The sequence below is a fragment of the Enterobacter sp. 50588862 genome, assembly GCF_001462935.1.
GTDB lineage: Bacteria > Pseudomonadota > Gammaproteobacteria > Enterobacterales > Enterobacteriaceae > Enterobacter > Enterobacter bugandensis.
Map to the genome: position 1 here is coordinate 60,695 of NZ_LNHM01000025.1, position 26,349 is coordinate 87,043.

General features: G+C 52.7%; 40 protein-coding genes. 15 read left to right on the plus strand and 25 right to left on the minus strand.

Translation table 11 applies throughout. The features are described 5' to 3' along the window. Position 1: 1 nt before the first annotated feature. From APT89_RS11865 to APT89_RS11875, 3 genes are read right to left on the minus strand one after another with little or no spacing between them, the layout of a single operon-like run. Positions 2–298, minus strand: a complete 297-nt coding sequence (locus tag APT89_RS11865) for a Bbp19 family protein (RefSeq protein WP_060572473.1) — start codon at positions 296–298, stop codon at positions 2–4. Continuing rightward, complete coding sequence (locus APT89_RS11870) at positions 295–1,965, minus strand: portal protein (RefSeq protein ID WP_060572475.1); 1,671 nt, start codon at positions 1,963–1,965, stop codon at positions 295–297. Before APT89_RS11870 ends, APT89_RS11865 begins: the two co-directional genes overlap by 4 nt. A gap of 14 nt (positions 1,966–1,979) precedes the next feature. Then, positions 1,980–2,186 carry a hypothetical protein gene (locus APT89_RS11875; protein WP_048982097.1) on the minus strand — a complete coding sequence of 69 codons (207 nt, stop codon included), beginning with the start codon at positions 2,184–2,186 and terminating at the stop codon, positions 1,980–1,982. 773 nt (positions 2,187–2,959) lie between these two features. Here APT89_RS11875 and APT89_RS11880 point away from each other — a divergent pair. The 3 genes from APT89_RS11880 (at position 2,960) to APT89_RS11890 (ending at position 4,137) form a co-directional block, all read left to right on the plus strand. Next, complete coding sequence (locus APT89_RS11880) at positions 2,960–3,349, plus strand: hypothetical protein (RefSeq protein ID WP_060572478.1); 390 nt, start codon at positions 2,960–2,962, stop codon at positions 3,347–3,349. Positions 3,350–3,360: 11 nt separating this feature from the next. Continuing rightward, positions 3,361–3,726 carry a Gp49 family protein gene (locus APT89_RS11885; RefSeq protein WP_120787293.1) on the plus strand — a complete coding sequence of 122 codons (366 nt, stop codon included), beginning with the start codon at positions 3,361–3,363 and terminating at the stop codon, positions 3,724–3,726. A gap of 138 nt (positions 3,727–3,864) precedes the next feature. Then, positions 3,865–4,137 (plus strand): hypothetical protein, encoded by a 273-nt coding sequence (locus APT89_RS11890; RefSeq protein WP_060572482.1) that lies wholly within the window; start codon positions 3,865–3,867, stop codon positions 4,135–4,137. 11 nt (positions 4,138–4,148) lie between these two features. On the opposite strand, the gene APT89_RS11895 is transcribed toward APT89_RS11890, so the two are convergent. The 15 genes from APT89_RS11895 to APT89_RS11970 form a co-directional block, all read right to left on the minus strand. Then, the gene (locus tag APT89_RS11895) at positions 4,149–5,624 is read right to left on the minus strand and encodes a hypothetical protein (RefSeq protein ID WP_060572484.1); all 1,476 of its coding nucleotides are present in this window, start codon (positions 5,622–5,624) and stop codon (positions 4,149–4,151) included. Then, positions 5,621–6,217: a terminase small subunit gene (locus APT89_RS11900; protein ID WP_072201735.1), complete on the minus strand. Its 597-nt coding sequence runs from the start codon at positions 6,215–6,217 to the stop codon at positions 5,621–5,623. Before APT89_RS11900 ends, APT89_RS11895 begins: the two co-directional genes overlap by 4 nt. A gap of 56 nt (positions 6,218–6,273) precedes the next feature. Continuing rightward, the gene (locus APT89_RS11905) at positions 6,274–6,603 is read right to left on the minus strand and encodes a hypothetical protein (protein WP_060572489.1); all 330 of its coding nucleotides are present in this window, start codon (positions 6,601–6,603) and stop codon (positions 6,274–6,276) included. Between the two features lie 76 nt (positions 6,604–6,679). Continuing rightward, complete coding sequence (locus tag APT89_RS11910) at positions 6,680–7,018, minus strand: hypothetical protein (RefSeq protein ID WP_060572490.1); 339 nt, start codon at positions 7,016–7,018, stop codon at positions 6,680–6,682. Further along, entirely contained in the window at positions 7,011–7,340 is a 330-nt protein-coding gene (locus tag APT89_RS11915) for a hypothetical protein (RefSeq protein ID WP_060572493.1), read from the minus strand. The genes APT89_RS11910 and APT89_RS11915 overlap by 8 nt, the downstream gene beginning before the upstream one ends. A 186-nt stretch (positions 7,341–7,526) precedes the next feature. Then, on the minus strand, positions 7,527–7,733 hold the full coding sequence (locus APT89_RS11925) for a hypothetical protein (protein ID WP_192841525.1): 207 nt from the start codon (positions 7,731–7,733) through the stop codon (positions 7,527–7,529). Further along, positions 7,727–7,849, minus strand: a complete 123-nt coding sequence (locus tag APT89_RS24710) for a hypothetical protein (RefSeq protein WP_275077726.1) — start codon at positions 7,847–7,849, stop codon at positions 7,727–7,729. The genes APT89_RS11925 and APT89_RS24710 overlap by 7 nt, the downstream gene beginning before the upstream one ends. A 129-nt stretch (positions 7,850–7,978) precedes the next feature. Next, complete coding sequence (locus APT89_RS24590) at positions 7,979–8,758, minus strand: ead/Ea22-like family protein (RefSeq protein ID WP_060572497.1); 780 nt, start codon at positions 8,756–8,758, stop codon at positions 7,979–7,981. Further along, entirely contained in the window at positions 8,755–8,949 is a 195-nt protein-coding gene (locus APT89_RS11940; protein WP_060572499.1) for a hypothetical protein, read from the minus strand. Before APT89_RS11940 ends, APT89_RS24590 begins: the two co-directional genes overlap by 4 nt. Continuing rightward, positions 8,946–9,365, minus strand: coding sequence for a hypothetical protein (locus tag APT89_RS24595; RefSeq protein WP_239689086.1), 420 nt, complete (start codon positions 9,363–9,365; stop codon positions 8,946–8,948). Before APT89_RS24595 ends, APT89_RS11940 begins: the two co-directional genes overlap by 4 nt. Before the next feature lie 56 nt (positions 9,366–9,421). Next, entirely contained in the window at positions 9,422–9,886 is a 465-nt protein-coding gene (locus APT89_RS11950) for a crossover junction endodeoxyribonuclease RuvC (RefSeq protein ID WP_060572501.1), read from the minus strand. 116 nt (positions 9,887–10,002) lie between these two features. Beyond that, a complete protein-coding gene (locus tag APT89_RS11955) occupies positions 10,003–10,788 on the minus strand; it encodes a replication protein P (protein ID WP_060572503.1) in 786 nt (261 codons plus the stop codon). Next, positions 10,785–11,552 (minus strand): DnaT-like ssDNA-binding domain-containing protein, encoded by a 768-nt coding sequence (locus APT89_RS11960; RefSeq protein WP_060572505.1) that lies wholly within the window; start codon positions 11,550–11,552, stop codon positions 10,785–10,787. Before APT89_RS11960 ends, APT89_RS11955 begins: the two co-directional genes overlap by 4 nt. Continuing rightward, entirely contained in the window at positions 11,552–11,761 is a 210-nt protein-coding gene (locus APT89_RS11965; protein ID WP_032634929.1) for a hypothetical protein, read from the minus strand. Before APT89_RS11965 ends, APT89_RS11960 begins: the two co-directional genes overlap by 1 nt. A 149-nt stretch (positions 11,762–11,910) precedes the next feature. Beyond that, positions 11,911–12,141 (minus strand): hypothetical protein, encoded by a 231-nt coding sequence (locus tag APT89_RS11970; RefSeq protein ID WP_032634928.1) that lies wholly within the window; start codon positions 12,139–12,141, stop codon positions 11,911–11,913. Between the two features lie 154 nt (positions 12,142–12,295). Here APT89_RS11970 and APT89_RS11975 point away from each other — a divergent pair, with 154 nt between their 5' ends. The 11 genes from APT89_RS11975 (at position 12,296) to APT89_RS12015 (ending at position 18,178) form a co-directional block, all read left to right on the plus strand. Further along, entirely contained in the window at positions 12,296–12,886 is a 591-nt protein-coding gene (locus tag APT89_RS11975; RefSeq protein ID WP_060572507.1) for a helix-turn-helix domain-containing protein, read from the plus strand. A 151-nt stretch (positions 12,887–13,037) separates the two neighbouring features. After that, positions 13,038–13,187: a hypothetical protein gene (locus tag APT89_RS24450; protein WP_192841526.1), complete on the plus strand. Its 150-nt coding sequence runs from the start codon at positions 13,038–13,040 to the stop codon at positions 13,185–13,187. Continuing rightward, positions 13,184–14,251 (plus strand): hypothetical protein, encoded by a 1,068-nt coding sequence (locus APT89_RS11980; RefSeq protein WP_060572510.1) that lies wholly within the window; start codon positions 13,184–13,186, stop codon positions 14,249–14,251. Before APT89_RS24450 ends, APT89_RS11980 begins: the two co-directional genes overlap by 4 nt. Before the next feature lie 7 nt (positions 14,252–14,258). Continuing rightward, entirely contained in the window at positions 14,259–14,558 is a 300-nt protein-coding gene (locus tag APT89_RS11985) for a hypothetical protein (protein ID WP_060572512.1), read from the plus strand. Then, positions 14,555–15,376 (plus strand): PD-(D/E)XK nuclease-like domain-containing protein, encoded by an 822-nt coding sequence (locus APT89_RS11990; RefSeq protein ID WP_060572514.1) that lies wholly within the window; start codon positions 14,555–14,557, stop codon positions 15,374–15,376. Before APT89_RS11985 ends, APT89_RS11990 begins: the two co-directional genes overlap by 4 nt. After that, complete coding sequence (locus tag APT89_RS11995; RefSeq protein WP_060572516.1) at positions 15,373–16,254, plus strand: RecT family recombinase; 882 nt, start codon at positions 15,373–15,375, stop codon at positions 16,252–16,254. Before APT89_RS11990 ends, APT89_RS11995 begins: the two co-directional genes overlap by 4 nt. A 49-nt stretch (positions 16,255–16,303) precedes the next feature. Then, positions 16,304–16,552, plus strand: coding sequence for a helix-turn-helix transcriptional regulator (locus tag APT89_RS12000; RefSeq protein ID WP_032634922.1), 249 nt, complete (start codon positions 16,304–16,306; stop codon positions 16,550–16,552). A gap of 109 nt (positions 16,553–16,661) precedes the next feature. Then, entirely contained in the window at positions 16,662–16,958 is a 297-nt protein-coding gene (locus tag APT89_RS12005; protein WP_032634921.1) for a PerC family transcriptional regulator, read from the plus strand. Beyond that, the gene (locus tag APT89_RS23405; RefSeq protein ID WP_066019140.1) at positions 16,951–17,109 is read left to right on the plus strand and encodes a DUF1317 family protein; all 159 of its coding nucleotides are present in this window, start codon (positions 16,951–16,953) and stop codon (positions 17,107–17,109) included. The genes APT89_RS12005 and APT89_RS23405 overlap by 8 nt, the downstream gene beginning before the upstream one ends. Continuing rightward, positions 17,106–17,588: a class I SAM-dependent methyltransferase gene (locus tag APT89_RS12010; protein WP_060572518.1), complete on the plus strand. Its 483-nt coding sequence runs from the start codon at positions 17,106–17,108 to the stop codon at positions 17,586–17,588. The genes APT89_RS23405 and APT89_RS12010 overlap by 4 nt, the downstream gene beginning before the upstream one ends. Continuing rightward, the gene (locus APT89_RS12015) at positions 17,585–18,178 is read left to right on the plus strand and encodes an MT-A70 family methyltransferase (protein ID WP_060572520.1); all 594 of its coding nucleotides are present in this window, start codon (positions 17,585–17,587) and stop codon (positions 18,176–18,178) included. Before APT89_RS12010 ends, APT89_RS12015 begins: the two co-directional genes overlap by 4 nt. Here the strand turns inward: APT89_RS12015 and APT89_RS12020 are convergent. From APT89_RS12020 to APT89_RS23835, 7 genes are all read right to left on the minus strand, one after another. Then, complete coding sequence (locus APT89_RS12020) at positions 18,175–19,428, minus strand: tyrosine-type recombinase/integrase (protein WP_060572522.1); 1,254 nt, start codon at positions 19,426–19,428, stop codon at positions 18,175–18,177. The genes APT89_RS12015 and APT89_RS12020 overlap by 4 nt on opposite strands. A 294-nt stretch (positions 19,429–19,722) precedes the next feature. Beyond that, positions 19,723–20,211, minus strand: a complete 489-nt coding sequence (locus APT89_RS12025) for a DUF2514 family protein (RefSeq protein WP_060572432.1) — start codon at positions 20,209–20,211, stop codon at positions 19,723–19,725. Further along, positions 20,208–20,837: a glycoside hydrolase family 19 protein gene (locus APT89_RS12030; RefSeq protein WP_060572434.1), complete on the minus strand. Its 630-nt coding sequence runs from the start codon at positions 20,835–20,837 to the stop codon at positions 20,208–20,210. The genes APT89_RS12025 and APT89_RS12030 overlap by 4 nt, the downstream gene beginning before the upstream one ends. Further along, complete coding sequence (locus APT89_RS12035; protein ID WP_060572436.1) at positions 20,827–21,120, minus strand: phage holin family protein; 294 nt, start codon at positions 21,118–21,120, stop codon at positions 20,827–20,829. Before APT89_RS12035 ends, APT89_RS12030 begins: the two co-directional genes overlap by 11 nt. Then, positions 21,107–21,511, minus strand: a complete 405-nt coding sequence (locus tag APT89_RS12040) for a putative holin (RefSeq protein WP_047344980.1) — start codon at positions 21,509–21,511, stop codon at positions 21,107–21,109. The genes APT89_RS12035 and APT89_RS12040 overlap by 14 nt, the downstream gene beginning before the upstream one ends. A gap of 121 nt (positions 21,512–21,632) precedes the next feature. After that, positions 21,633–22,712 carry an acyltransferase family protein gene (locus tag APT89_RS12045; RefSeq protein WP_060572438.1) on the minus strand — a complete coding sequence of 360 codons (1,080 nt, stop codon included), beginning with the start codon at positions 22,710–22,712 and terminating at the stop codon, positions 21,633–21,635. 101 nt (positions 22,713–22,813) lie between these two features. Next, complete coding sequence (locus APT89_RS23835) at positions 22,814–25,663, minus strand: SGNH/GDSL hydrolase family protein (protein ID WP_082632952.1); 2,850 nt, start codon at positions 25,661–25,663, stop codon at positions 22,814–22,816. A gap of 195 nt (positions 25,664–25,858) precedes the next feature. Here APT89_RS23835 and APT89_RS12055 point away from each other — a divergent pair, with 195 nt between their 5' ends. Beyond that, complete coding sequence (locus APT89_RS12055; RefSeq protein ID WP_060572440.1) at positions 25,859–26,119, plus strand: hypothetical protein; 261 nt, start codon at positions 25,859–25,861, stop codon at positions 26,117–26,119. Positions 26,120–26,349 lie beyond the last annotated feature (230 nt).

A 26,349-nucleotide genomic window follows, 5' to 3' on the forward strand; every position in this document is an offset into this window, starting at 1 on the left:
GTTACTCCTGTTCACTGGCCTCTGCGGCCATCTTCAGATACTGATCCGGGCAGTGCGCCATGACGCGCTGAAACAGAACCAGCGCCAGGTTGCGCTGCCCTTCGTTGAATGCTGTGATGTGCGGGTCTACGTTGAAGCAGGCACCGAACACCTGACCTTTCTCCAGCAGTGACCAGACGACACGGCGGCCCTGCTCGCTATCCATGACGAACTTGATGTCATCCTTCTCGCGCTGTTCCAGATCGTGCTTCTTCCGCTCGTTCTGGATGCGCAGCTCTTCTTCGTCGAAGTCCGTCATTGCTGCTGCGCCCCCACTGCGTTAGTGATTGCGGTCAGTGCGCTTGGGTCAGTGGTCTGCGTCTCGCTGAGCGTCTTGGCACCCTGTGCAGCTGCCTGACCCATAGCCATTGCCTGTGCGGCCTGCTGCTGTTTGGCGCGCTCATCGCGAATGCCCTGCACCTGTTCCTGAGGAACGATGACGGTCGGCGATACGCCGGACATTTCGGAGAACGCGTCGATAGCCTGATCCACGTCGAGCTTGTCGAGCGCTTCAGGTTTGAACTGCGCGAGCTGGCCGATAAAGCCAACGGTCTGCGACAGGCTGGTGAGGCCGATAGATTTCTGCGCCTGCGCCATCACGGAGATGTACTCGATGCGCAGCGGCATACCCTGCATAACTTCCGGAGGCGGCGGCAGCATGTTCTTGCGCGCCATGATGGAAAAAACTCGGTCGATAAGCGGGTTGAGCGCTTCGTCGTTCAGGCGCTCCAGCACCGGGCCGAGCATCAGCAGCTTCTCTTCCTTCATCTCGATCACCGCTTCCACCGGCATAGAGCGGGTGTTGATGTTCTGAAGCATCATGAAGAGGTCGACGAAGTAGGCGCTGTTGATGGTCTGGCGGGTGTCCTGAATGTCAGCCAACAGGTCTGCGGTGTTCGGGTTGACCAGGTAAGCAGGCTTGAAACCGTCCTGGCCGCTCAGCACGTCGAGATAGGTAACATCACCGGGTAGCAGCGAAACGCGCTGATTCTTCAGCGACGTCGGCGCAACCATCGGCGGGTTAGTGGCTTTGTCGATCAGCTGAGCTTTACGCTTCTGCTCAACCTGCAGCGCTTTAACCTGCCCGAGAGCCAGCATGCCGGGGCAGGAAGACGCGTATACGTCCTCGCCGTTAACTTCCCAGCGTGGCGCCAGGATCGGGAATTCATCGAATCCGGACTCACGCAGCAGCTTGTCGGAGTCGCCGCCGGTCTCGAAATAGACAGAGCGGAACGGCTTGTTCTTGCTGTCCATCTTGCCGCTGTCGCGGTTGATGTTTGGCGTGATGCAGTGGTTAACCTCAATCCATGACTCATACGTGCCGTTATCCCACATGCCCTTAACGGACGTGCTCACGTTTTCCAGGCCGAATTCCTGCACCAGCTGGCGCACAGTCATGGAGAACTGGCGGAAGGAGGTATCGACACTACCGCGCGGGCTGTTCGCCAGGTAGTAGCTGCCAATCGGGAAAGGCATCGTGCGGATCACATCCTGGTCATCTTCGAGCACAGCCATTGCGGCGGTGCCGAATGTACCCAGGCTGGCGTACATGACAGGCAGGGACTGATACAGATTCGACTTGTTGAACACTTCGTTCATGCGGCGCTGCACGACTTCCAGCCAGATTTTCACCGGTCCGTAATCCATCATGTCAGGGTCAGGCGTAGCCAGCTTGAACCACGGACGGGCCGGGCTGGTGATGCCGGACATCATGCCGCTGGACAGGATGCGCTGAGCCATTGATCCGGTCGGGTCAACAATCTTGGTGTTGCGGCGATCGTCACGGTTAACGTCAGACGTCAGGAAGCGGGAACCGCGCGGATTGATAAAGTCGCTCAGGTCGCGCCAGTGCGGCTCGAACGATGTGCGCTCATTCTTCAGCTGCGCGAGCTGCTTCAGCAGCCGCTCTTTTTCGGTTTCCGCCATCTCTGCGCGCTCCGTTACTGACCGAGCAGCGTTTTACCGCTGGTGTTGGCTGCGGAGGTGTCGCCCTGGGCGCCAGTCAGCATTGTCGATTTGGTGCCTGCTGCTGCGCGGCGGCGGCGCTCTTCGTCATCGCGGGCACTGACCACAGCGGCGTCCTGCTCCTGAGGTGCGGCCTGGACTTCTGGTGCCGCTGGCACTGATGGCTTGCTGCCGATACACATAGCGATAACCTCACACACGATTAAATTATTACCAATTTAACCATATACGGATTATTTTACGTAGTGTATTGACATAATGCCGTGCAATTATTACCCTTCAGGTAACACAACATGAAAGCGCACTTTGATGTCGGTTCTGTGAGGTCTTGTCGCTAAATCAAACTGGTGAGTGCGCTTCCAGGTGTGAGCAGTACGGTATATGGCACATGTGCCGCAGCGGTCCGGAGGGGTTCCTTGGTTTCCTTACCCCCGAGCGGGTAGCCGGAATGTGCAAGTCAATGCTCTCGGTATGCACGACATGACGACTCACCATCGTGGCGATACGGTGTGACACCTCGGAAGAGACGAGGATACAACGATGAGAGCATTGCAGGTTTACATGGTGGACATGATTGCCACGGAGTACGAAGCAAAGTGCAGTGCTCTCAATGTTGTGGTGAAGCTCAATGGCGAGCTAGGGAATAGGTTCACGGTGAAAAGCTAGCTAAGTATCCGTGCGTCGCGCGTAACCCAATCGGCAGCGCACCGATGGAAGCATGTTCGATTCATGCCACCACAACCCAATCACGCCTTAGGACCGTGATACGGCAGTACAGGCAATGCGTGTAGCTTTGGCGGTGGCAGTTGCGCCCATGATGGACTGACCACCGCCCTTTTTACAGCAGAGCGCCATTCCGATGACGTTGCGCTGTAAACCCTGCATCACCCGCCAAGGAAGGCACTCCGTTGATTATTCGCCCGGTTCGTCCGGGCATTTTTTTAAGGTGATAACCATGAAGACCGTAGAGCTTTTAGCAAAGTATCTTAATCAGTGGCCGAATGACACCACTGGTATTTTTATGCATCCAGCGACATCACAATTATTTGGCTATAGAGAAAACCATGAATCCCCGGATGAGCTGATCATTAGCAGCCTCGTTGGTCACTCTCTTACAGACGATGCAGGAAACGTGATTTCTGAACATGAATGGCGTGAAGAAAAATTCTCTAAAGCCATTAGCACTGTTCATCAATCAGACGAACAATTACGAAAAGAGAACCTATACCACACCAAATTGCAGTGCCTGGCTGAGGTGCTTGGTAAACAGTCATTCATTGACAAAAATTCAGCCAACAATGCAGCAGAAGCGATCAACGCCGCATTCGATAAAATTACTTTCTGAGGTAAGCAACCATGGTATCAACCGCATCCCCAGCACCATCCTGCATGGCTATCGAGCAGGAAATTCAGGCCAAAAGCTTAACCGCGCCGCGCGTTACGTCAGACCATATTGAGAGCATTATTCAAAGTGAACATTATTTTACCGCTTATGATGGCGCTAAATCTGGCGGTGAAGAAGTAGAGCAAATCTGGCATGACAAAGACGACATTGGAAAGGAATATGAGCCGCTATCACTCCTGACCTTCTGCGTCCTGGTTCTGCGCAACGGCTTCACCGTCACCGGCGAAAGCGCATGCGCCAGCCCGGAAAACTTCGACCCGGAGATCGGCCGCAAGATTGCTCGCGAGAACGCGGTGAATAAAATCTGGATGCTGTAAGGTTATCTGCTGAAGCAGAAACTGAGCGAGAAATGACAGACGAATTCGACGACTTTTAGCGCCGTGACATGTCACAATCAGCCCGCCGATGCGCGGGCTTTGTGTATACTGCCTGAATGGGATAAATGGGGACCGAATATGCAAGAGCAACACTTCTCACACGAAAACGAGTTGTTAGCAATGGCGCCGCTTAACGCTGATGGTGATAAGCCGCTTTTCAAAAAGCAACATGTTCATCTTACTGGTGAGGGATACGTGCAGTGGGATTTCATCCTTCCTGATGGCATTGACTGGCACTTCCGTCATGAAAGCATCTACCTCAGAAGCGATATTCGACTGAAGGAATTTAAAGAATTTATCCGCGATGAGCTGAGGCAAATCATTGCACGTAGAATCGAACAAGCCCGCTAATGCGGGCTTTATTATTTCCACGGGTCGTAATCCGTAACTGCCTTACCCTGTTTGCTCTCCTGCCCAGGAATGCGTAGGCGCTTCGTGACCGGGAAAGCAAACGTCAGCAGCAGCGCGTCACCCTTGCCCGGCGAGCGACCCAGGCGCTCTTTGATATCTTCCTTCGGTTCAATGACGATCTTGCCGTCCACTCTGACTTTGTACTCTGCCGCAGACAGGTCATCGGCAGTCTCCTGATCGTCCAGCGCGCCGCCCAACTTAAGCCACGTTTTGCAGCTGTTGAACATCTCGCCGCGCTTGTTGAGCATCTGCGGGTCGGTCGAGCCACCGCCGAACGGGATTAGCTGCCACGTCCGGCCCCAGCCGTCACCGATGGACTTCAGCCCGGTGCCGTAACCGAAGTCGATAAACACCGCGTCAGCCTGGTACTGGTCCTCAAAGTCGGCGATACGCTTCGCCATAATCAGATCGTCGGTGGTCTTGTTTCCTGTCCAGAGGACTTTGCTGTGCAGCCCCTGCCGCAGGTATATCACTGCGTCATCCACGCCGGAATAAGCCGGGTCGACGCCGATAATCACCGGTGCGTGCGCCACCTGCGCAGCGGTAACGACGCGCTTCATTGCCTCTTCGGTCAGACCGGTCGGGATAAACTGAAGCTCAGAAGCATCAGGGAAGATCCCCCGCACACGGACCTTCACGAAGTCGCTGTCCTCGCCGTAGTCATCCACCCATTTCTGGAGTTGCTGCTTGTTCGTTCCTTCCACGGTGCGGCTGTCAATCTGCGCGCACTTCCAGCGGTGTTTATATTTGCGGAAGCATTCGCGGAAACGCCCGGTGTTACGCGTCGGGTTCCCGAACGCCACCCAGATGATTTCCGTGTCTTCGTCCGTCAGCGCCCCCTCGGCAACCTCCCACACCAGATCTGCAATATTGGACGCTTCGTCGAATACCACGATGATGCGCTTGCGCTCGTTGTGCAGCCCGGCGAACGCCTCTGTGTTGTGCTCAGACCACGGGATTGCGTCAGCGCGCCAGCGTTTATCGTGGCCAGGATCGTTGCTGTACATCGCCGTGGCGGTGCAGGTGAACCACTCTTTCGTGATAGCCAGATTCGACCATTTGATGATTTCCGGCCAGGTCTTGGTGCGCAGCTGGTTGTCGGTGTTGGCGGTCACCACCACCTTGCAGTCCTCGCAGGTGGACATGCCCCAGTTAATCAGCATCGAGATGAACGCAGATTTACCGATACCGTGACCAGATGCGCGGGCCAGCATCAGCGGCTGGTGACGCGTCGCTGGGTTCTGGAGGTGATCGCGTATCTCGCGGAATGCATCAGCCTGCCACTTACGCGGCCCGGTGGCGTGCGCCAGCTCTGTGCCCTCTTCTCCCCACGGAAACGCATACAGCGCATATCCCAGCGGGTCATACGTGAACGAAGCAATATCCTCGACGAGCTGCTCTTCCGGCGACATGGCTGCGGCTGTCATTCTTCACCACCAGCCTGCTCTTTGACGCGGCGTCGCGCGGCTGCCATGCGGTCGGCGATGGTGACGGTGCCGGAAACCTCCAGACGCTCTTTGAACGCGTTGACGTCGACGTGCTTACCGATGAGCTCGAGGTTCTTCACCTTGTCAGGCCATTTGATTTTTTTGAGGATGGTCTCTATCGAATCCTCGTTCATGTTCATGATGGTTGAGGACAGGTCGAACCCACTGAGCGTGGTACGCCAGATTTTCGGCCACTCGCTGATCGGTTTCAGGCTGCCGTCGTCGTTCAGGATATCCAGCACATCCATCTGGTCGATTTCCACCAGGCGCATTAGGACGTAATCAGCGCTGACGCGCATGCGCTTGTTGCGCTCCTCCATCAGTTCAGCGATTCGTTTCTGGATTCTTTCATCTCGCATCATCACGCTGGCTTTGACCGCTGCCGTATTAGGCGAAAATCCTGCGTCAATCGCCGCCTGAGACTGATTTTCAGGTGTCTTAATGTAGGACTGGCAGTAAGCCTCCTGCATCGCTGTAAGAGGCTTATATTGCGTTGATTTGCGTTTGTGGGTTTTTGGTGTCGCGGGCATCATTACCACCTGAGTAATTTTATTACCATGTAGGTAATACTATCACGCCCGCGCAGATGTTACATGACTGGTATCGGGTCTGGCCGTTGATTGCCTGCGCGATTCAGGAAGTGGGTCACCACGCCGTGCACCGTCGTGTCGTCCAGCGCCTCGCCTTCCAGTGCTTCACCGTCAGGAGTGATCAGCGCCTTTCCCTGAACGACCGCGAATTCCGTGCGGCCGCAATACGAAATCAGCACGGTATCACCCGGATGTGGTTTGAGGGAAACGTTGATGATTGCGTAGCCCGCCGACGTCTCGATGGTACGACAGTTGCCGTCGTAGCCGCACATGCTGGTGATGGTAAGGCGGGATTCTGCGTAGTCTGTTGCCGGAGATGGAAAGCCCATATGGAACCTCACATAAAAATACTGTACATTTAAACAGTATAATCATGTGAGGATTTAGTCAATACGCTGTGACCTGTCACACCGCAAGTTTCGTTTCATGCCAGCCCTGCGTTACCCAGCAAGCCGAATCACCGGCGCACGGGCAGGACTTCACCGGCAGGATGTCGCCGCACTTGCCGCACTGGTTGGCGCTGATAGCTTTGATGCGGCCACGCACCCGGGCATCATCCTGGCGGATCAGCAGAGCAATGTACTCGCTCAGTTCGTATGGGTCGCGCCCTGGTCGACGCCCGGCGCAGTTCCGCGCCAGCATCTCCATTTCCTGCTCGTCGAGCACCAGCTCCAGCTTGCGTTCACCGGCTTCAGCCTGGCGGGCGCGCTGCGCTGCTTTGCGCTCTGCTGCTGTCTTAGCCATTGCTCACCCCGACAAATTTCCTCTTGAGGTAAAAAGATTCAGACTCGTGAAGACTTCTGGGGCCTGTTCTGCGCGCGATCGTCTCACCGTCAATTTCGAATGCAACATCGTCCATATTCAGGTGGTACATCTTTGCGTCCAGAGAATGGACGGCATCATAGAAAACCGGACCGCACACCTCGGTAAACTCATTCGGGTCTGCGCTAATATGAGGCAACAGCATCCGGTACGCCTGCAGCGCAAAATCCTCCTTCAGCGAGCGCGGGCCGGATTCCAGTTCCGCGATACGGGCGGCCAGCGATTCCTGGGTTACGTTAGCCATTTCTGTATTTCCCCCACACTTTCTTCACCTCCCTGCAGAAGATGCAAATCATGACACCAGCCAATACCCCGTTGATGTTGTAGTCGCTATTACGCAGGAGGATAGATATCACTATGGCGGTAATAAACGGTCCAAAAATTACTGACAAAATAAGCGCAGCCCATTTAGGCATAGTAAACAAATGCATCATCCAACCTCTCTCAGTTTCAGTTCATCGGCCACGGACTCCGGCACCACCACTGGCATCGGAACGCGGATAACCAGCTTTTTGAGTCTGTCTATCTCGACTGCGTGCTCCAGCGCGATATCCTTCCAGTCCTGCGCTTCGGCCATCCACCAGGCTACATCCGCTTTAAGGCGGCGCAAGCGCCGCTGTTTGAGCTTGCTCACCATGGCAGCCACCCCATGCCCTGAAGTGCGCTGATGACCAGCAGCACGAACATCACGAAATCGAATGGGTTAGGCATCATCGCCCCCGAAGTATCCGAATCTTCCTCCGTGGTCGCCAATAACAATCCCGGATATGAACATTCCGAATAGCCCAACACCAGAAAATGTTATGAAGTTAAATTCAAAGCCAGCAACGAACACACATACTGAAGCGATAATCAACAGGTACACTAGCCAGAATTTACGGTTCACGACTTCACCTCCTGCTGCGGTGCTGCTGGAAGGGAGAATGGCAACACATCACAGTGAACAAGTTTTTGCTGTGCAAGGTTGTCCATGACCTTCTGAATAGACGCATCATCGAAAACACCAAGCGCCTCGGCCATGACACCAACAACCTGATAAGCCTCAGCGCATACTGCGGGTAAACCATCCTGCACCACAGGAGAGTTTTCACCGGCACCCTGAAGCATGGCGGCGCGGCAGGCGTTCCAACCAACAGCGTATGATGCATAGGCGCCCCGCAATCCAAGACGTTCAGCTTCAGTAGCAATCTCGAAAACTTCAGGCGCATTGGCCGATGTAATTTTATCCGGCACTACCGGCGCTGGCGGGGCGGCGTAGAGCGGGAAAGCTCCACTGATGTTTGGGCTGCACTGGTCGATCAGGTCTTCGTCATCCGCGTCGAATCTTCCGAAGTAACCCACAGCCTCCGCTTCAAGCGATGCCCGCGCGCCTTCACGAAGAGCATCGAGTTCGGCGGTAAGGTTGGCTATTTTCGCGTCTTTTGCTTCCAGCTCATCCAGCAGCGCCAGCACATTAGCGGGGTTGGCTGCGGCGATGAAGGCTCCATTCAGATCAGTCTGCTTTTGCGTGAAATCACCGCTATCCATGTAGGTGACTGAGCCCTGAGAGTCATCGCTACCGTAGTCGTATTCAATGCTGGTATTTTTCGGGAGGTAAACCCATACACCCGGCGTCGCCTTTTCAGCCGCTTCACGTAATGCGCGTTTGTCGATGTTGCTCATTGGGCGGCCTCCCACACGTTGATTGACGCATTGCTTTCGACTAGTTTTAGGGTGGCCAGAACGCGTGGATACATAACTTTCTTATGCCATTTCAGATCAGTCATGAGCGCGTACCACTCACCTCCGCTTTTCAGATACTGACCGTGATCTGATGCGTAACGCTCACCAGTGATTTTTGTTTTATTGCTCATGACTGCGCTCCTTTGCGAAGTAACGCATCATGCAGTGCCATAGCACCCGCTTCACGGAGTGCAGCATCTTCATAACTGATACCGAGCAAGTCCATGATGCAATCCCTATCGAGGCACTCCGTACAATCGTTGAGTGCGGATTTGATAGCGTTGGTACGCACTTCAGCCAGGAAAGAGTCTGTCGCCGGGGTTTGCTTGACTGACTCCAGCCACTTGTCATAGTGATAATCAAACATTCCCGTCGGGTGTCCACAACCACCGTGCGTGTGGGTTTCCATTGCTTCTCCACACATGCAATAACTGTTGTCGGCATTGTTGATAATATGGATAAGTCTTTGTAACCGTTCATTTGTAGTCGAGCTTTCCGCAGTCAGCGCCGCGCATCTGGCTTCCAATTCTTCATAACTCGGTTTCATCTTTACCCCCGCTTACCCGTATAAGTTATTGATTACGTTGATATCAAAAAGGATCGTTATTTAACGCCGATCCCATACCTCGCGATTAACAGCGCATCCGCAATGGCCTGGCCTTTCGCTTTGGCATCCAGCACCCTGAGTTCCGGGTAAAGCTGAATAGCCCTGCTGCGCGCTGCGTCCTTGTCGCTGCCGATAAGCCCGGCTGACTTCTTCCAGGCCTGCGGCGTCACCAGCGTGTACGGAATGCTGAGACCCTGAAGGATCCCCTCCGCTACGCCAGCTGCATGCCCGAACGTGAACATGCTTGCCGTTCCCTGCCCGGGCATTGCACCGACCTGCTCAAGGTACGCATGAGTGATTCCGTACTGCCTAACCCATGCAGCCACCGCTGCGCCGTTCACCCTGGACTTTGTGCCGACCTTGATGGTTGGCATTGCCAGGTGGTCGATGTAGCCGCCCTGTTCAGTTACGAGAACCAGCGCGCCGCTGCATCCCGGGTCAATCCCTAAAACTGCTGTCATGATTTACCCCTTAGGTAATTTAAATCCACATTAGAGTTAAAATCAATAGCTATGCGCATATTTTGTTACCTGCAAGGTAATTGTCAGGCGTAAAAAAATGCGCTGCCGCGCTGGTGCTACCTGATGAGTCCTGCCTCCTTCCCTCGCCGGTATTCCTCCATCAGCCACTGGGCCGGTGTCAGCCCTCCCAGGGTGGCAGCGTTCGGCATGCATCCGAAGCTTTTGCCGGGAGGGTGGTACGCACTACCCCCTGTGTCCACTGGCGTTTGTATCGGCTCTGGCTTCGCCTGGATGCTGAGAACCGGATCCGGAATCTGGTGACCGGCCGCCACTTTTGCAGCCCATTCCTCCAGCAGCTTGCGCGCATGCTTCTCGACTTCAATCTCGCTCAGCTGGCGCTGGTACATCGCACGGCGGGTATCGCACACAATCCAGTACATGACCGGGTGGCGCCACGGGAACCGCTCCGGGCCGCCAGGCTGGAAGCTTTTCTCTTTGGCGTAACGGTGAAACTCCCCCATTACGTCCTCGATGCTCACTCCCAGCACCATCTTGCTGTCCTTGCACCACTTGATGAACTGACCCGGAGACGGCCAGAACGGTGATTCGCTGGCACGGGCATGGCGCATGCCTGCCGACACCTGCTCGCGGGTACGGATCCCACCTTCGGCAAATGCGGCGATCCACTGGCGCTTCGCGTCGGTTTCCTGCTGCACGGTCTTCAGGTTTGTCTGCTCGGCCGCAGGGAAGAGCTGCTTAAGCTGCTTGAACAGGGCATCGACGAGACGCTCGGCGCTCATGTTTACAACGTTGTCCTGCTGGTCATGATGATTGTCAGGGCCCATCATGCGAGCCAGAGCACCAGCATCACGATTCTGAATTGCTGCGAATACGTTACTCATAAGAAATCCTTCCAGCCCTCTGGGCTGTTCCAGTGTGGTACGTCATCGTCAGAGCTGTCACCGCGCTTTCCTGCCGCTCTTTTTTTCCTGTTCATCAGCAGCCGGGCAAACTTCTGCTCCCACTGCACGTGTTGCATCACATTGCCTTCTGCCATCCAGTAGGTGATGAATTCAATCAGATCAGATTTCTTGTATCCGTCAGCAGGTAATGCATGCCCCCACATTCTGGCGCGCATGACAAAGTCATCTGACGGCTGCCAGTTTTCATGCATGGTGAATTTGCCGATCGGTTCTCCGATACCTGGAACGACAACAGGAGGGATTTGAATTTCTTCGCGCGCAGAGAGAGGGGTTTTACTTTCCCTGATCCCTGATCCCTGATCCATTCCTAATGGTACTTGTCCGGTATAAGTACCGTACTCATACGGTATAAGAGGTAAGCATTTGATTTTGCTTTCCTTTGGCTTGTTTACGACCTGATGTTTGAGGAAGTTTGTAATTGCCCCAAATTGCTTGCCATCTGAGGTGGAAAACATGGACAAATAACCACAGTTGGAAAGCTCCTGTATCAGTACCGGAATAGGAACGGACGGTTCACGGATGGGAAATACAGCCGCTTTTATCAGTTTAGGGTTGGCGTTGAAGTACCCTTCATCGTCGGCATAATTCAGCAATCCAATCGCTAAAAGGCATGCCGGTTCTGAAAGCTCTGCCATATCCTCGTCTGTCCAGAACTCAGGCTTAATTGTGCGGATGCGCGCCATCAGATCACCTCCGGCACGTTGCCTTTCGCAGCTTCATCCATAATCCGTTTAATCTCAGCCTGGCGCCTGCGGTTTGACTCCATGGTGCATTCCACACAATGGCCGTTGTAAACCCAGCGCTCGCTGTCATGGCCTCGCTTACACTGTTTCCCGGTGTAATAACGCTTCAGTCCAGCCTTTGCAGCTGACATACGAGTGATAATCTCCACACTTCACCTCAGATTCTGGTTATGGTTACGATGATTTTGTGCGATGGCCGAAAAAAGATCAACCATATTCGGATCATTATTACCTGAGAGGACTGAATAGATATGAAAAGACCGCCAGAAGGCGGCCTGATGGGGGTTTGAAAGAGGTTTTATTCGTAGAAGAAGATAGCCAGTTCCGGCTTCGTTCTGACCCACCCGCGTTGCTTACATGCCTTAAATAGCCCATTCATCAATGTCTTACCGGGCATTTTCCGACGGCCTGTCAGATGCGTCTGGATGTAGTGGCTGGTCGTTCCGGCCTCGTCAGCAAAGGCATTTCGCTCATCAGGAGTGAGCTGCAACCAGTGTTTTTTGAAGTCGAATTTTTCGTTCTCGCTCATAGCTATTGCCTGATATTAATTTCAGATAACAAATATTCACCCAGAAGGTAATAAAAATCAAGGTTTGTTACCTGTGAGGTGCATTTACCTGTGAGGTAAATTCGCTTTTAATTGAACCACTAACTAATTCATATATGAGGCGATTCACCAGAGCATGAAAAGTATTCAGGATATCCGCAGGCAGAATATTAACGATATCATCGACCGTGACTTTAACGGGGTGCAGACTCGTCTGGCGGAAAAACTGGGAACTCAGGCAAACCTGGTGAACCGCTGGGCCCGAGGGCAGAAGGTTGTCGGCGACACGGTAGCGCGCAAGATTGAGAAAGCGGCTAACAAGCCAACCAACTGGCTGGACATCGACCACTCATTATCTGCCGTTGCCATACCGCAGGAGGAGATCACCCCTTCCGATATCGGCCAGCTGGCGGCGCATAACCTCGAAGCGTGGATGCAGAACAACCGCGACCTGTCGTCTCAGGGCAAGGTGTCGAAAGCGTCCGGAGTTGCCCAGGCGACAATCCAGCGCATGCTGAACAATGAGGTTAGCGTTTCCATCTCCACCCTGGAGGCGATCGCCAGCGCGTTCGGGCGTCGCGGTTATGAGCTGCTCATCCATCCTCGCGACCCGGCGACCATCCATTACGACCGGGCCCGCTACGCATTGTTACCTGAGAGCGAAAAAAGTAAGATCGAGAGCTACGTCGATTTCGTGATTGTTCAGAACGGTAAAACGCAAGAATAACTCCATACATTTCAGATACTAAGCCGCCATTGAGCGGCTTTTTTATTGCCCTTATCATTACCTTTAGGGTAATTATTTATAATCATACCTATTGACTTCAAACCATATAAGGATAATTATTACCTCAACGGTAACACTGAGGTAACGAATTATGCAGTGGAAAATCATCAACGGTTGGTACTGCGTTACGGCGTGCGGGCTGATGAGCACCAAGTGCCGCACTCTGCATGAGGCCATCAACTGGGCGTTTGTCACCAAGATGGCATTCAAAACTGAAATGGATATGGGGGTGAGCAAGTGAGTGAATTAGCAATCATCGAAATCGCGCCGGACCTGGCGCCAAGCATCTACGTAGAAAACGGTCTTGATAAATTCCTTGAACAGATCCGTGAAGGCGTCAAAGAGGTTCCTGACCTGAGCACCGCAAAAGGCCGCGCCCGTATCGCATCCCTGGCTGCCCAGGTATCACGCAGCAAAACGGCCGTTGAAAAGCCAGGCCGTGATTACCTGAAACGCCTGAAGGAACAACCGAAAGTGGTTGAGGCCGAGCTGCGCCGCTTCGTGACTGAATGCGATCAGCTTCGCGATGAAGTACGCCGCCCTCTTACCGAGTGGGAAGACGCGGAAAAGGCACGCACTGAAGCCCTGCAGCAGCGTCTTGTTGATTTGCGTGCACTGGCTGACGTGATCGACACCGCCGGTAACTACCTGCCATCTGCTGATATACAGGCTCGCATTCAGGAAGCTAAATCCGTGGTGCTTGATGAAACATGGCAGGAACGTGCAGCAGAGGCTGGAGTGGCTAAAGACTCAACCATTCAGCAGCTGGAAGCATCGCTGGCAGTGGCACAAAAGCGCGAGCATGAAGCTGCTGAGCTGGAACGCCTGCGTAAAGAGGCCGAAGAAAAAGCACGCCTTGAGCATGAAGAGGCTATCCGCCGGGAAGCTGCTGAACAGGCTAAGCGTGATGCAGAAGCAAAAGCACAGGCAGAGATTGATGCTGCTGCACGCCGTGAAGCTGAATCCAGAGCTGCAACTGAACGCGCAGAGCGCGAAAAAATTGAAGCCCAGCAGAAAGCAGAGCGTGAAGCAAAAGCTGCTGCGGAAAAAGCCGAGCAGGAAAAGAACGCTGCTATCGCAGCGGAGCGCCGCCACCAGGAAGAAGTGGAAGCTGCACGCCTGGCAGAACAGAAACGCATCGCCGATGAAGAAGCGCGCCGCGCTGCTGACAAAGAGCATCGCCGCACCGTCAATCGCCAGGTTATTGCCGATCTGGTGAAGCAGGGAATTCCAATTGAATGGGCTGAAAAATGCCTGGTTTCTTTCGCTTCCGGAAAAGTTTCCGGTCAGACAATTAAATACTGAGGTGCTCATGAACACTCAGCAGATTAATAACCTGAAAAAAATCATGACCAGCATCGACAGCGACTACCAGCTGAGCCAGTTGCATTACGAGCGGCAGGTAGAGCTGATCGACGCCATCAAGTACCACCAGTTGCAGAAACCTTTCTACGAGCTGGAGCGCAAAGGCGTGCGCACCGAGATTCTCGAAGAGCTGATGATGAGCCCGGAATTCGAAGAGGCACTCGCAGCATACCAGGCCGCGCTGACCAGCATCATCGCGAAGTGGGATCTGGCTGACCAACTGGATACGGCGAGGAACGCGGCGTGAAACCTGGCATCTATTTCGACATCAGCAACGAGGATTACCACGCCGGCGACGGCGTGAGTAAGTCGCAGCTGGATATGGTGGCGCTGAGCCCGGCCCTGTTGCAGTGGCAGAAATCCGCGCCGGTCGACACCGAAAAGTTGAAGGCGCTGGACATGGGAACCGCCCTGCACTGCCTGCTGCTGGAGCCGGAAGAATTCGATAAGCGTTTCATCGTGGCGCCGCAGTTCAACCGTCGCACTACCGCCGGCAAAGAGGATGAGGCTGCGTTCCTGAATGATGTTGCGGGAATGGGCATGACGGTAATGGACGCTGAGCAGGGCCGTAAGCTGCAACTGATGCGCGACAGCGCGATGGCACACCCGGCGGCGCGGTGGCTTCTGGAAGCTGAAGGTTTCTGCGAAGCATCGCATTACTGGACGGATCCGGAGACTGGCGAGCTGTGCCGCATACGCCCGGACAAGCGCCTGAAGTATCACCCGGTGCTGCTGGACGTGAAGAAAGTGGCGGACATGGAGCGGTTCGCCCGCCACGTCGAGGAATTCCGGTACCACGTTCAGGACGCCATGTACCGCGAAGGCGCGCAGCAGACTACCGGTGAGCCGCACGGATTCTTCTTCCTGGCAGTGAGCGAAACCATCGACTGCGGGCGCTACCCGGTTCGTGTGTTCGAACTGGATGCGCCGGACGTAGATGCCGGGCACGCACTGTTCCGCCGGGATCTGAATACCTTCCACCAGTGCCGTGAAACGGGCGACTGGGGTGGATTTGAAATTATTAAACGCCCTGAGTGGGCACGCAAACAGGATATGTACGTATGAGCAACGACATCGCAATCACATCGCAGCCTGGCGCTACCGTTGGCACTGCTGCGGCAATCTTCAGCCCGGAAGGCATGAATCAACTGGTGCGCTTCGCAGAGCTGATGGCAGCCAGTAAAGCTACCGTTCCGGCGCATCTTGCTGGCAAACCTTCCGACTGCCTGGCAGTGACCATGCAGGCGGCGCAATGGGGAATGAACCCGTTCGCCGTGGCGCAGAAAACTCACGTTGTTAACGGCACGCTGGGCTATGAAGCGCAACTGGTTAACGCGGTTGTGTCTTCCTCCAATCTGCTGGCAACACGTCTGAATTATCGCTGGGATGGTGACTGGTCGCGCGTCAGCGGGAAAACCGACAAGTCGCCGAACCTGACCGTAACCGTGTGGGCGACCCTAAAAGGGGAATCAGAGCCGCGCGAGCTGACGATCAGCATGGCACAGGCTGGTGTGCGTAACTCCCCTCTGTGGGAGCAGGATCCTCGCCAGCAGCTCGCATACCTGTGCGTTAAGCGCTGGGCTCGCCTTAATGCTCCTGACGTCCTGCTTGGTGTGTATACCCCTGACGAATTGCAGGAGACGGCACCGCGTGTTGAGCGCGATATCACGCCTGCTCCTGCCACCGCATCCGGTATGAACAAGCTGATCAACTCTAAGCCTGAGCAGCACCAGGAAGAGAAACCAAAGAGCAGCGATGACCGCGACCCGGAAGAAATTCTGTGCGCTTTCACTGACGCAGCGATGGGCTACAACACGCTGAAGGATCTGGACAACGCATACAAATACGTTGCCAAAAAGCTCGCCAACGATGATGACCGACTGGCTAAAGCCACTGACGTTTACACCATCCGCCGCGATGAGCTGAACGAAGTCCCTATGTAATCACCACCGTGGCGCCACGGCGCCACACCTGCAACCAAGAGAGGTATTTATGAAAGGTGCATTTGGTAAGAAGGAACTCCTGGCGGTGGTGCCACTGTCATGGAGCACGATTGACCGCCTGGAACAGGCTGGCGAATTCCCGTCCCGTTTCTGGATCACCGATCGCCGCTGCGCGTGGGACCAGAGCGAAGTTGAAGCCTGGCTGGATAAACGTAAGGCGGCAAGTCCGGCGACGTTCACCGGAAAAAAGCCGCCAGTTGACCGCCGCGTGTATCGCCCCGTGAGTGCAGCAGCATGAAGGCGCTCGGAAGGCATATCGACAGATGGTCAGAGGTGTATCTGTGCCTGACCATAGTGGCCTACCTGATGTGGGTAGCGTCAGTTATCAGTTGAGAGGTCTGGATCAAATGAAAAAGACGAAGCTTGAGCGCTATCACGAAGACTACGTCTCGCAGCGCCGTGTTGAAAGAGTGGTGGCAGTAACCCCGGAAGCAATGGAGATCGAAAGCCGCGCCATCGAGCGCGAGCGCCGTGGGCATTACCGCATCGCGGCCCGCCTCTGGCTCCAGTGCCTGGATGCGGCCGTAGGAGAAGTAGAGCGAGCCCGTATCGCGGTGCGCCGCCAGCAGTGCATCACCAAAGGTAACCGCACCCCGCACCTGGACTACAGCGGGATCGGATGTCGCGGGGTGGTGTATGACTAACCCTCACGACAATATCCGCGTCGGCAGTATCACGCTGGTTTATTCATCTCTGCGCCGCGGGTGGTTGGCACCCGGCGGCCAGGTTATCAGAAACCCATTGAAGGCTCAGCGCCTGGCTGAGCTGATGAACAGCAAGAAGGTGGCAGCATGACTGACGCAACGATTTTGGACATGTGCTGCGGGTCACGCATGTTCTGGTTCGACAAGCAGGACGAGCGCGCGGTTTTCAGTGATATCCGCTCCGAGCAGCATGAACTTTGCGACGGCCGCCAGTTAGTTATCAGCCCGGACCTTATTGCAGATTTCCGTGCCCTTCCCTTTGCTGATAACACTTTCCCTGTCGTCGTATTTGATCCCCCGCACCTCGAGCGCGTCGGCGATAAAGCGTGGATGGGTAAAAAGTACGGGCGGCTCAACAAAGAAACGTGGCGAGATGATTTGCGCGCAGGATTCGCAGAAGCATTTCGTGTGTTGTGGCCACACGGCGTACTCATCTTCAAATGGAACGAAACGCAGATCCCGGTAAGCAATATCCTGGCGCTTACCGATGAGAAGCCGGTCATCTGGCAGCGCACCGGAAAGTCTGACAAAACCCACTGGGTAATTTTCGTGAAAGGCGGTGCAGCATGACCGGAAAATACACTCTTATCTACGCAGATCCGCCTTGGGTATACCGCGACAAAGCAGCAGACGGGAACCGCGGTGCCGGGTTCAAATACCCGGTCATGAACGTACTGGATATCTGCCGCCTGCCCGTTTGGGATCTGGCTGCCGAAGATTGCCTGCTGGCTATGTGGTGGGTTCCGACTCAGCCGGTTGAAGCGCTGAAGGTTATCGAGGCGTGGGGATTCCGCCTGATGACAATGAAGGGATTCACCTGGCACAAGACGAACAAGCACAAAGGCAACAGCTCGATCGGAATGGGCCACATGACCAGGGCGAACAGCGAAGACTGTCTGTTTGCGGTGCGAGGCAAACTGCCGGCGCGCATGGACGCCTCGATCTGCCAGCACGTCACGGCGCCGCGCCTGGAGAACTCGCGCAAGCCTGACGTGATACGGGAAAAACTGGTTCAGTTACTAGGTGATGTGCCGCGCATCGAGCTATTCGCCCGGCAGTCGTCGCATGGTTTTGACGTATGGGGCAACCAGTGCGAAGGTCCGGCGGTGCAGCTACTGCCAGGATGCGCGGTTGACATTATAAAAGCGGAGGCCGCTTAATCCTGCGACTCCATCCACTTCTCAAACTTCGAAGGGGAGAACGGCACCAGATCGGTGTGCTCCCCGTTAATCCATGAATCAACCATATCTGCCCACTGCTGCAACATATAGGCGCGCTGCCGGGCATACTCCGCTTTGTTGTACACCGCGCGCACGCCCTTCTGCTCATGAGCCAGCGCTTTTTCTATCCAGTCAGACGGATATCCTGCCTCGTGTAATAGCGTGCTGCCAGTTCTGCGCAGGTCATGAACACAGAGAGGCTGTAACTCCTCGCCATTTTTGTTTGCAACTTCAATGGCCCGGTCGATAACAGAATTTAGCGCAGCGTTAGACAGCGGTTTCGTTATGTCGTAACGCCCTGGCAAAAGGTATTCACTTCCGCCAGCGCACATCTGAAGTCCAACCATTAGATCCTGAGCATGGCTGGAGAGATAGATTACGTGATCGCGACCAGCCTTCATCCTCCCGGCAGGTATCGACCATGTACCCTTGCGGAAATCAATTTCTTTCCATGTCGCAAGTGTGAACTCGCTTTTTCTAACCAGTGTTAGAAGCACCAGTTTAACGGCAAGTTTCAGGGTAGGGAGTGTGCTTACTTTATCCAGCGCGCGAAACAGCGTGCCAATTTCCTCAGGGGTTAATGTTCGCACCTTTGGCCTGAAGATTGCTATCGAGGTCGGATTTATAGATGCTGCTGGATTGACATATCCATGCCCGCGATCGTTAGCGTAACGATAGACGCTGTGAATTATTTGCCTGGCCTGCACCGCAGTTGCACGGCCACCACGAGCCAGGATTTTATCGCACAGGTCTCTGACCATTACAGTGCTTATTTCTTCCATCACTTTATTGCCTAGCGCGGGGAAAATATCACGCTCAATTACCGCCTGCTTCATGGCTCTGGTGCTGTCAGCTAGGGTGACGTGCTTCATGTACGCGTCGGTATGTACCGCAAACGTCTCCGCACCGCGTATTTTTTTAATACCGTCTCGTTTCGCCGCAGCGGGCGACTGGCCTGCCTTCAGCAACTTTTTGGCGGCAATGAGTTCCTCGCGTGCTTCTGCCAGGCTGATACCGTCACGCCCATACTGGCCGATCACCAGCGTTTCCCGGCGGCCGTTGATGCGGTAGTCGTAGCGGAACGAGACAGAGCCTGACGTGAGCACGGCGACATACAGGCCGTCACGGTCGGAAACCTTATAAAGTTTCTCTTGCGGCTTCAGGTTTTTCAGTTTGGTATCGGTAAGCATAATTCACCCGTAATGCATCCATGTTTTTGTCGGTACGAGAGTATACCTTTCGGGTAATACCGTCACCTGTACCGACGAAAAATGTGGTGTAGAGTGAATAGATATGAGTAGATATAAACAAAAACCCTCTGCAATTACAGAGGGTTAGATATTAAAATGAATAGATATGATGAGCTATGAGCTAGCTATACATCATTCCCACTCAATTGTTTACGGCACGCATAACCAATTGACTGATAACAACATTTCGAAACCTGATTTTCACCGTACCGCTTTATATACCGTCACCAGAAATCAGTGCCCCATTTTCAGGGAGTCGTACTGCCTCTCGCATGTGAGTCCTGCAGACCGATATCGCTCAGCCTCTTCTGCTGCTGAGATGTAAGATCGGTTGCTTTCTTCAAGCATGTCGGCGAGCACACCGATGACCTTGCTGGCTGGCGTGCCAGTGGGGAAAGATCCGGTATAGTGTTCGGCGAGTCGCTTGGTTTTGTCAAGCTCGGCGCGCAGGCCGTCAGCAGCGGTATTAGCATGCTCAGCATCAACACGCGCCACATCGATACGGGATTGTGCTTCACGTTCAATTTGTGTTTTCTCCTGATCACGTTGTGACCTGGCCTCATCATCAGCCTGTTTCTGGTCTGACTGCGCCTGCGCGTATCCGGCGTCGTACTGGATATCCCCATGCTTCACCCAGGCTACCCGGCAGGCAATAATCGACACTATAACCATTGCGACGATATACAGTTGCTTCCAGTACGCTTTAACGAATGCCCAGATCATACCGATAGCACCTTGCTGGCTGTGATATACCGCGCGCGCCGGTCGTCGATACCGTTCTGCCCGCCATTGATGATCTGCGTGACGCGCACCAGGTCGCCGGTGTACTTCATGCAACCTTTGGTAGCGAAGAACCACGCCGCGCTGCGGGCCGCGTACTCGTCCTGCGCCAGCAGCTCAGGCTGCTTAACCAGATCCACCTTCAGGCCGTTGCCGCAGTCGCGATAGTTGTTCAGGCCGGTGATCTGTATAAGCCCGCGCCCGCGGTAAAACCAGCCGTCTGTCGGCCCGTTATTCCCCATGCGTTTGCTGTACACCAGGTTGGCGATCGCACGCTGGCGCTCCAGCGGTAACGATGGCTCACCAGCACGACGGCCCAGCGCGTTAGCCTGGCCCTGGGTTAGTCGCCCGGCGCGGACGAATCCTGCCAGCCCAGTAACGCTGTAGTTGAAGTTCTCCTGCAGCCGGGTGAAGCCGCCGGACTCATGGCCCACCTGCGCGATAAACATCGCCTGGTGTAGCGGTTGCTCGATGCCAAACTCTTTCATGGCTGCGGTGATATGCAGGTACCAGCGCGCGGCCAGCACCTCACTGATGCCAGCTGCGCGCTGGAATTTTTTAATGTCCATGCTGGGACCTCGTTATCTTGAAAATTTGCACCACGTTCCCTTTTGTCTTGATGAGCGCAGCCAGGAACACGGCTTTGATGATGACTTCTGACCAGTCTGCGCTGACGTAGTACCCGTAGAAAGTCCGGATAGGAACGCTGGCAGCCACGACGATCAGGATGTAGGCGAGCCATCCACCCCACCAGCGATGGCGTGACCCGTCACGGCGAAAAAGCAGGACTCGGATTGCAATGCCGCCGCAGATAGCGGCGTTCAGGATGAGAAGCAGATCAGGACTGGTCATCGTCTTTTCTCCCCGGGATCAGGTCGCGCGGATTTTCAGAACGGTGATACAGCCAGATGCCGATTCTTACAGCGACGATAGCCGAGACAAATGCCCCCGCAGAAAACACAATCCCCTTCTCGAAAGAGTCCTGTGTAATCGTGGGAATAAGGCTGGCAACGCCGATAAGAATGGATGCTGTCGCTTTGTAGAAGAGAACGCCACAGAGGAAGCTGAGAAGCGCCAGGAGCAACCGGCGCTTTATCGGGTACTCTACTGCTGAGGTAACGAAAATTACCGCACCAGCCAGAGCACCTAACGCGACCTCCGGCGGTATACCAACGAACACGGACGCCAGTGCCGTCAGGCTTAATCCCTGATTTACTGACTCCGTTGTCAGCACATGCGCCATAGTGACCACCGTTTAATGTGCATAATGAACCCCCTTAGTTGGTGAGTTCATCATACACAATAAACCATATGTGGATTAAATTTGATCGGATTACTCTTAGCAAAATTACCCTAGAGGTAATTTATGCTGCTGTTTTTCTTTCTTTATAAGTAAATGATTTGTTGAGCAAGGTGACGATCGGCTTTTCCATAAAAGAATGCACGATACAACCAAGAATGATTGCAACAACTGACATCAAAGAGCAATAAATATTGTTGTTAATATTAAGAACATTAAAATATGGTGAGGCTATATAAGCAAAAATGTGCACGAGGTATAGGCTGTAAGATGCCTCTCCAAGGTATACCATTAATTTGTTTATTGGGTTATCACCATTAATCTCGACAATAGTTGATATATACATAAGGGCCAGTATGGAAATGCTTATCCCATACACTGACACATAATCTGTCAGAGCAATTGAAACTAAAATAAGGATTGCTGACAGCGAATAAAACAGAGCGCTGTTGTTAATTAACATTAATTTTCTTGCAACATGTTTCTCTGCAAATGAAACAAGCATTCCGAAAATAAAGAATAATAGGTTTTTGCTACCCAAAACATTCAATATGTAAGTAGAAGTATTCGAATCTTCCCTGCCTCCAGTGAATACCACGACTGACATAACAGAAAGTATAAACAATGTTGCAAGTAATGGTATATGCTTTGTAGATACCAGCATCATGCAAAATGCAAACACCATATAGAAATATACCTCATAAACCAGTGTCCATGACTGCATTAAAATATTATTCCAGCCATTACCATAAATGAATGTAGGCAGGAGGAATAGTCTTTTAAAAACGTTTGTGTCTGAAATATCAACCCAGAAATTTATGTTATAGGTGGCTGCAAAATGTTTTACAGTTACAACAAACACGAGCAGCGTAATGATATAAATAGGATAAATTCTGATGGCCCTTTTCTTCAAGAAAACTAACGCATCTGATATTCCCCCGCTCCCATTCGATGTATGGACCATGATAAAACCACTAATGCAGAAGAAAACCTGAACACCAATTTCACCAAGGTAGTGATATGTAGCCTCACTGAAAAATGTTGAGCCAGGGTTAAGCCCTTCTACTCTTGAAAAGACGTGATCTATCACAACCAATATTGCAGCAATGGCTCTAAGTGCCTGTATTGACTTTAGTTTTCTCATCTTATTGAATTTGTAATCATATATTTACATTGTGCTATTTTACACGGTAAGGATCCTTAGGCAAATGAAAAGAGCCACCAATTAACAGTGGCCCTTTAATTTTAAGGTAATGATTGCACGAAGGTTTGTGCAAGGTCTCGTTTCTTGGCGTTCCCTGTGTTGTTGAAGTGTATCTGGTCTGGCTGGTTTGACTTATAGTCAGACCATGAAACCAGGCCAGCATTAAGATCAAGGCACTGAACGCTATTATCTGTAGCAATCTGCCTTTGCAAAGGCACTAATGTGTTTTGTACAAATGTATCATTCACATTGCTGATTGGGTCCGAGGTCACAACAATCGGTATTAACCCTTGATTTTTTACGAAATTAATCAACTCTGTATATTTGCTTGAATACAATGAAGTAGACCAGTTCGGCTGACCAATATCATTGAGACCAAACACTAACATGACATATTTTGTGTTTATGTTTGTTGTGTTATTAAAAACTAAATTTGTTATGTTTGAGATAGCCCAACCATCAATGATGCTCTTACCTGAATATCCGTTGTTAAATACCCTCTTACCTACTATTCCGTCCAGCATAGATACCCAAGCCATTGGAGATTCAGAGTTGTGGTAATGGTTTGGCGTGATTGGATTCTGGACCCACGGGGTAGTGCCATAACCATCTACAGTGCTGTCACCAAATACTGCAACATTGTTTATAATGCCCCCAGCACTGTTGCTGAGGGCATTATACTTTACCCAGCCACCACTACCGTCAGAGTAGAGAAGAATACTTTGACCAGCAGTAAGCACCACGGATGCCCCAAGATACAGGTTGCCACCTGGAGTTCCTCCCGAGTTCTCTAATGTAAACCCGCTAACTGCCTTTATTCTTACGGTTCTGTCTTTTACGAATGCCCCGTTGTTTCCTATCGCGATATTAACGCAACTACCAGAGCCATTGACGCTGACTGTGTTTGCGACACTAGGAATATGAATATAACCGCCACTTAATGTTCCACGGGCATCACCCAATGGATCCCATCGTGTTGTGTTTCCAGTAATAATTACATTTGGAGAGGCTGTGAAAATATCCTCTAACAGAGCTGCATTTTTTGCGTTCACTCCGTTTATTACAACATTGTACGAATCCGCATCAACATACACGCCATAACGCTGCCCCTCGCCACTGCCGATTGTTACAGCACTGAGGGAGATATTTTTGCTGTCACCAGGGAATGGATATCCACCGTTACCTTTGTGAATAATAAGGGCGGCCTGAAGCGCTCCGTCAACTTGCCCTTTGAAACTATCATTCAGTACAACACCAGAGATAGCCATGTCCTCACAGGAGTTTATTTCAAGTCCATGCCAGCCGCTGGATTCTGCAAACAGACCTGAGCCAGCACACTTACGACAATCACCAAAATCAAACCCTACACCTTTGTTCTGGAAAGCGAGAAGACTGCTAAATGTTACGCCGTTAGCATTAAACAGGAACCCCTGGTGGTCCTTTGTTGTTCCGTTTTTGTAGGCCTGGCAGTTTGTGAGTGACGTGTAATGGCTCTGTACAGCAAATCCATTAACTCCATTCTCACGGGCAAAACAATCGCTGAATTTAACCATGTCATACACAGGCGTATCAGCGGTGGAGATGAAGTTAACAGCAAATCCGTTATTTCTGTTTTTCCTTGCATTTACCTTACTGATTATCAATGGCCTGATAGAGCGTGTGCTACCTGATGCATTTAACCCATCTCCACCGTTAATCAGTTCAAGTTCCTCGAGAACCTCATTAGCCGCGTTATATAGGCTGATGGCATGACCGATTGCTGCACCATTGACCACGCCATTTTTTACTTTGTTTGGCAGGCGGTTATCGCTGTAAACAGAGTTATTGATCTCAATGTTGTGGCCGCAGGCATTGATAGAAGAGAAATCATTCAGGACGCACCCGCTTACCCCGTTCATAACGACGTTTGATGCTGAGCCAGTGCAGTTTGCGCTGTTACCATCGATGGTCATCTTGCCTGTAATACGCGCACCGGATGCCATGTTGATCAGCGTCGATGATACGCCAGCCTGACGCTTGATAGTTGCCGGTCCGCTCCATTCGCACGTGCAATTGAGGGTTACCACCTGGTAAGTTAATCCGGCCTCAAAAATGAGCCTGCGCCCTACCGATGCAGCATAATCATTTGCCGCCTGCACTACCTGCTGATCGGTCATTCCGGTTGAGCGAAACGACTCAACTGGTACATCTGCATTGACCCTGAAGATGCTCGGGATCCGTTTGTAGCCGTCATCAGCAAGGAGAAGCAGCAGCACATCAGAGGCTGACCCGGATTCTGGCACCAGCATAACCGGGTTCCCTGAGCTATCGAAGCCGATGATTTTATTTGCCCTGGATGCTGCAGCCGGAAGCTGTGGGATAGGCTCAGGCGTTCGCAGAGTTCTGGAATTGTTTGAACCAGACAACGTGTCGACGTAGTTTTTCGTCGCGGCGTCCTGCGGGTCGCGAGGATCTTTCACATTGCGGATGTAGTTGTTTAGCGCATCGTACCAGTTGGCAATGCTGGATGGTTTCCGTAGCGCCAGGCGGAACAAACTTCCTACCTGCTGGATCAGCATCGTCAGCTTATCGAATGCATCTTCATGAACTTCTGCGAAAAACTTGCCCTGGTTGCGCAGGTCTGTTTCCTGGGTAGGTTCCAGATCTCGCGCGATTGAGATCTGCCAGCCGGATGCCAGAGGGGAAGTCAGTACAACATTCCCCCCGTTGTAACCACCGGCATTAGTTACTGTGTAGTCCGTATCAAGAACAAGTACTGAAATGGTTTCGTCGAGGTTGATTACAGAAACCGTCAGATCGGTTTTCTTGAAAATCCGGAAGGTATACGGGAAAGATGTCGTGACGCCGTTCCCGGTGTAATCGTTATGGTCAACTACGGTTGATACCGTCATGGCCTGTCTCCAGTAAAGCAGCGCCCGGCGCGCGTGCATCATCTGGACAGTTTATTACCTGCCAAACCTTATATGAATTGATTGAATAAGAAACAGGTAACTTATTACCGATGGGGTAATTTGCATATCGTGCTGGATAAGATTGAGCTCATCTGATACTGTTTATACATACAGTAATTGCATGGAGAACATGAGATGCAACGTCAGTATCATCACCCGCTGGAAAAAGGATTAGCCGAACGCATACACACGCCGGGAGGCGTCCGCTCCCTTGTTGAAGAATCACACCTGATGACGTTGCTGCGACAGCTGAATGAGGACGGCTTTAATGTTGATGGCCCGATGGCAGAGCTGACTGCCCTGGTGAACTATGTCACCAGCTCGCAGATGTCCATGAAGGATCTGCAGATGCATCTTGATTACTGCGCTGAGCAGCTGAAGAAGCAAACCAGATAGGGTTTGTAATTACCTAAATTTCATGTAATCATTACCTTTACGGTAAATTTACATTGCATAAATCTTGTGCCATAGTAATCAGGCACTGGCAAAATCCAGTGCCGGGATTGGTCTCCCGGAATTCACTATGACGCATACACCGCGTTAGCGGTTTTTTTATGCGCTAAACACACGCACATCTTTATGGTGGGGCGTGCAGGGGAGCCGTAAGGCTCACCGGGTTTCATAGT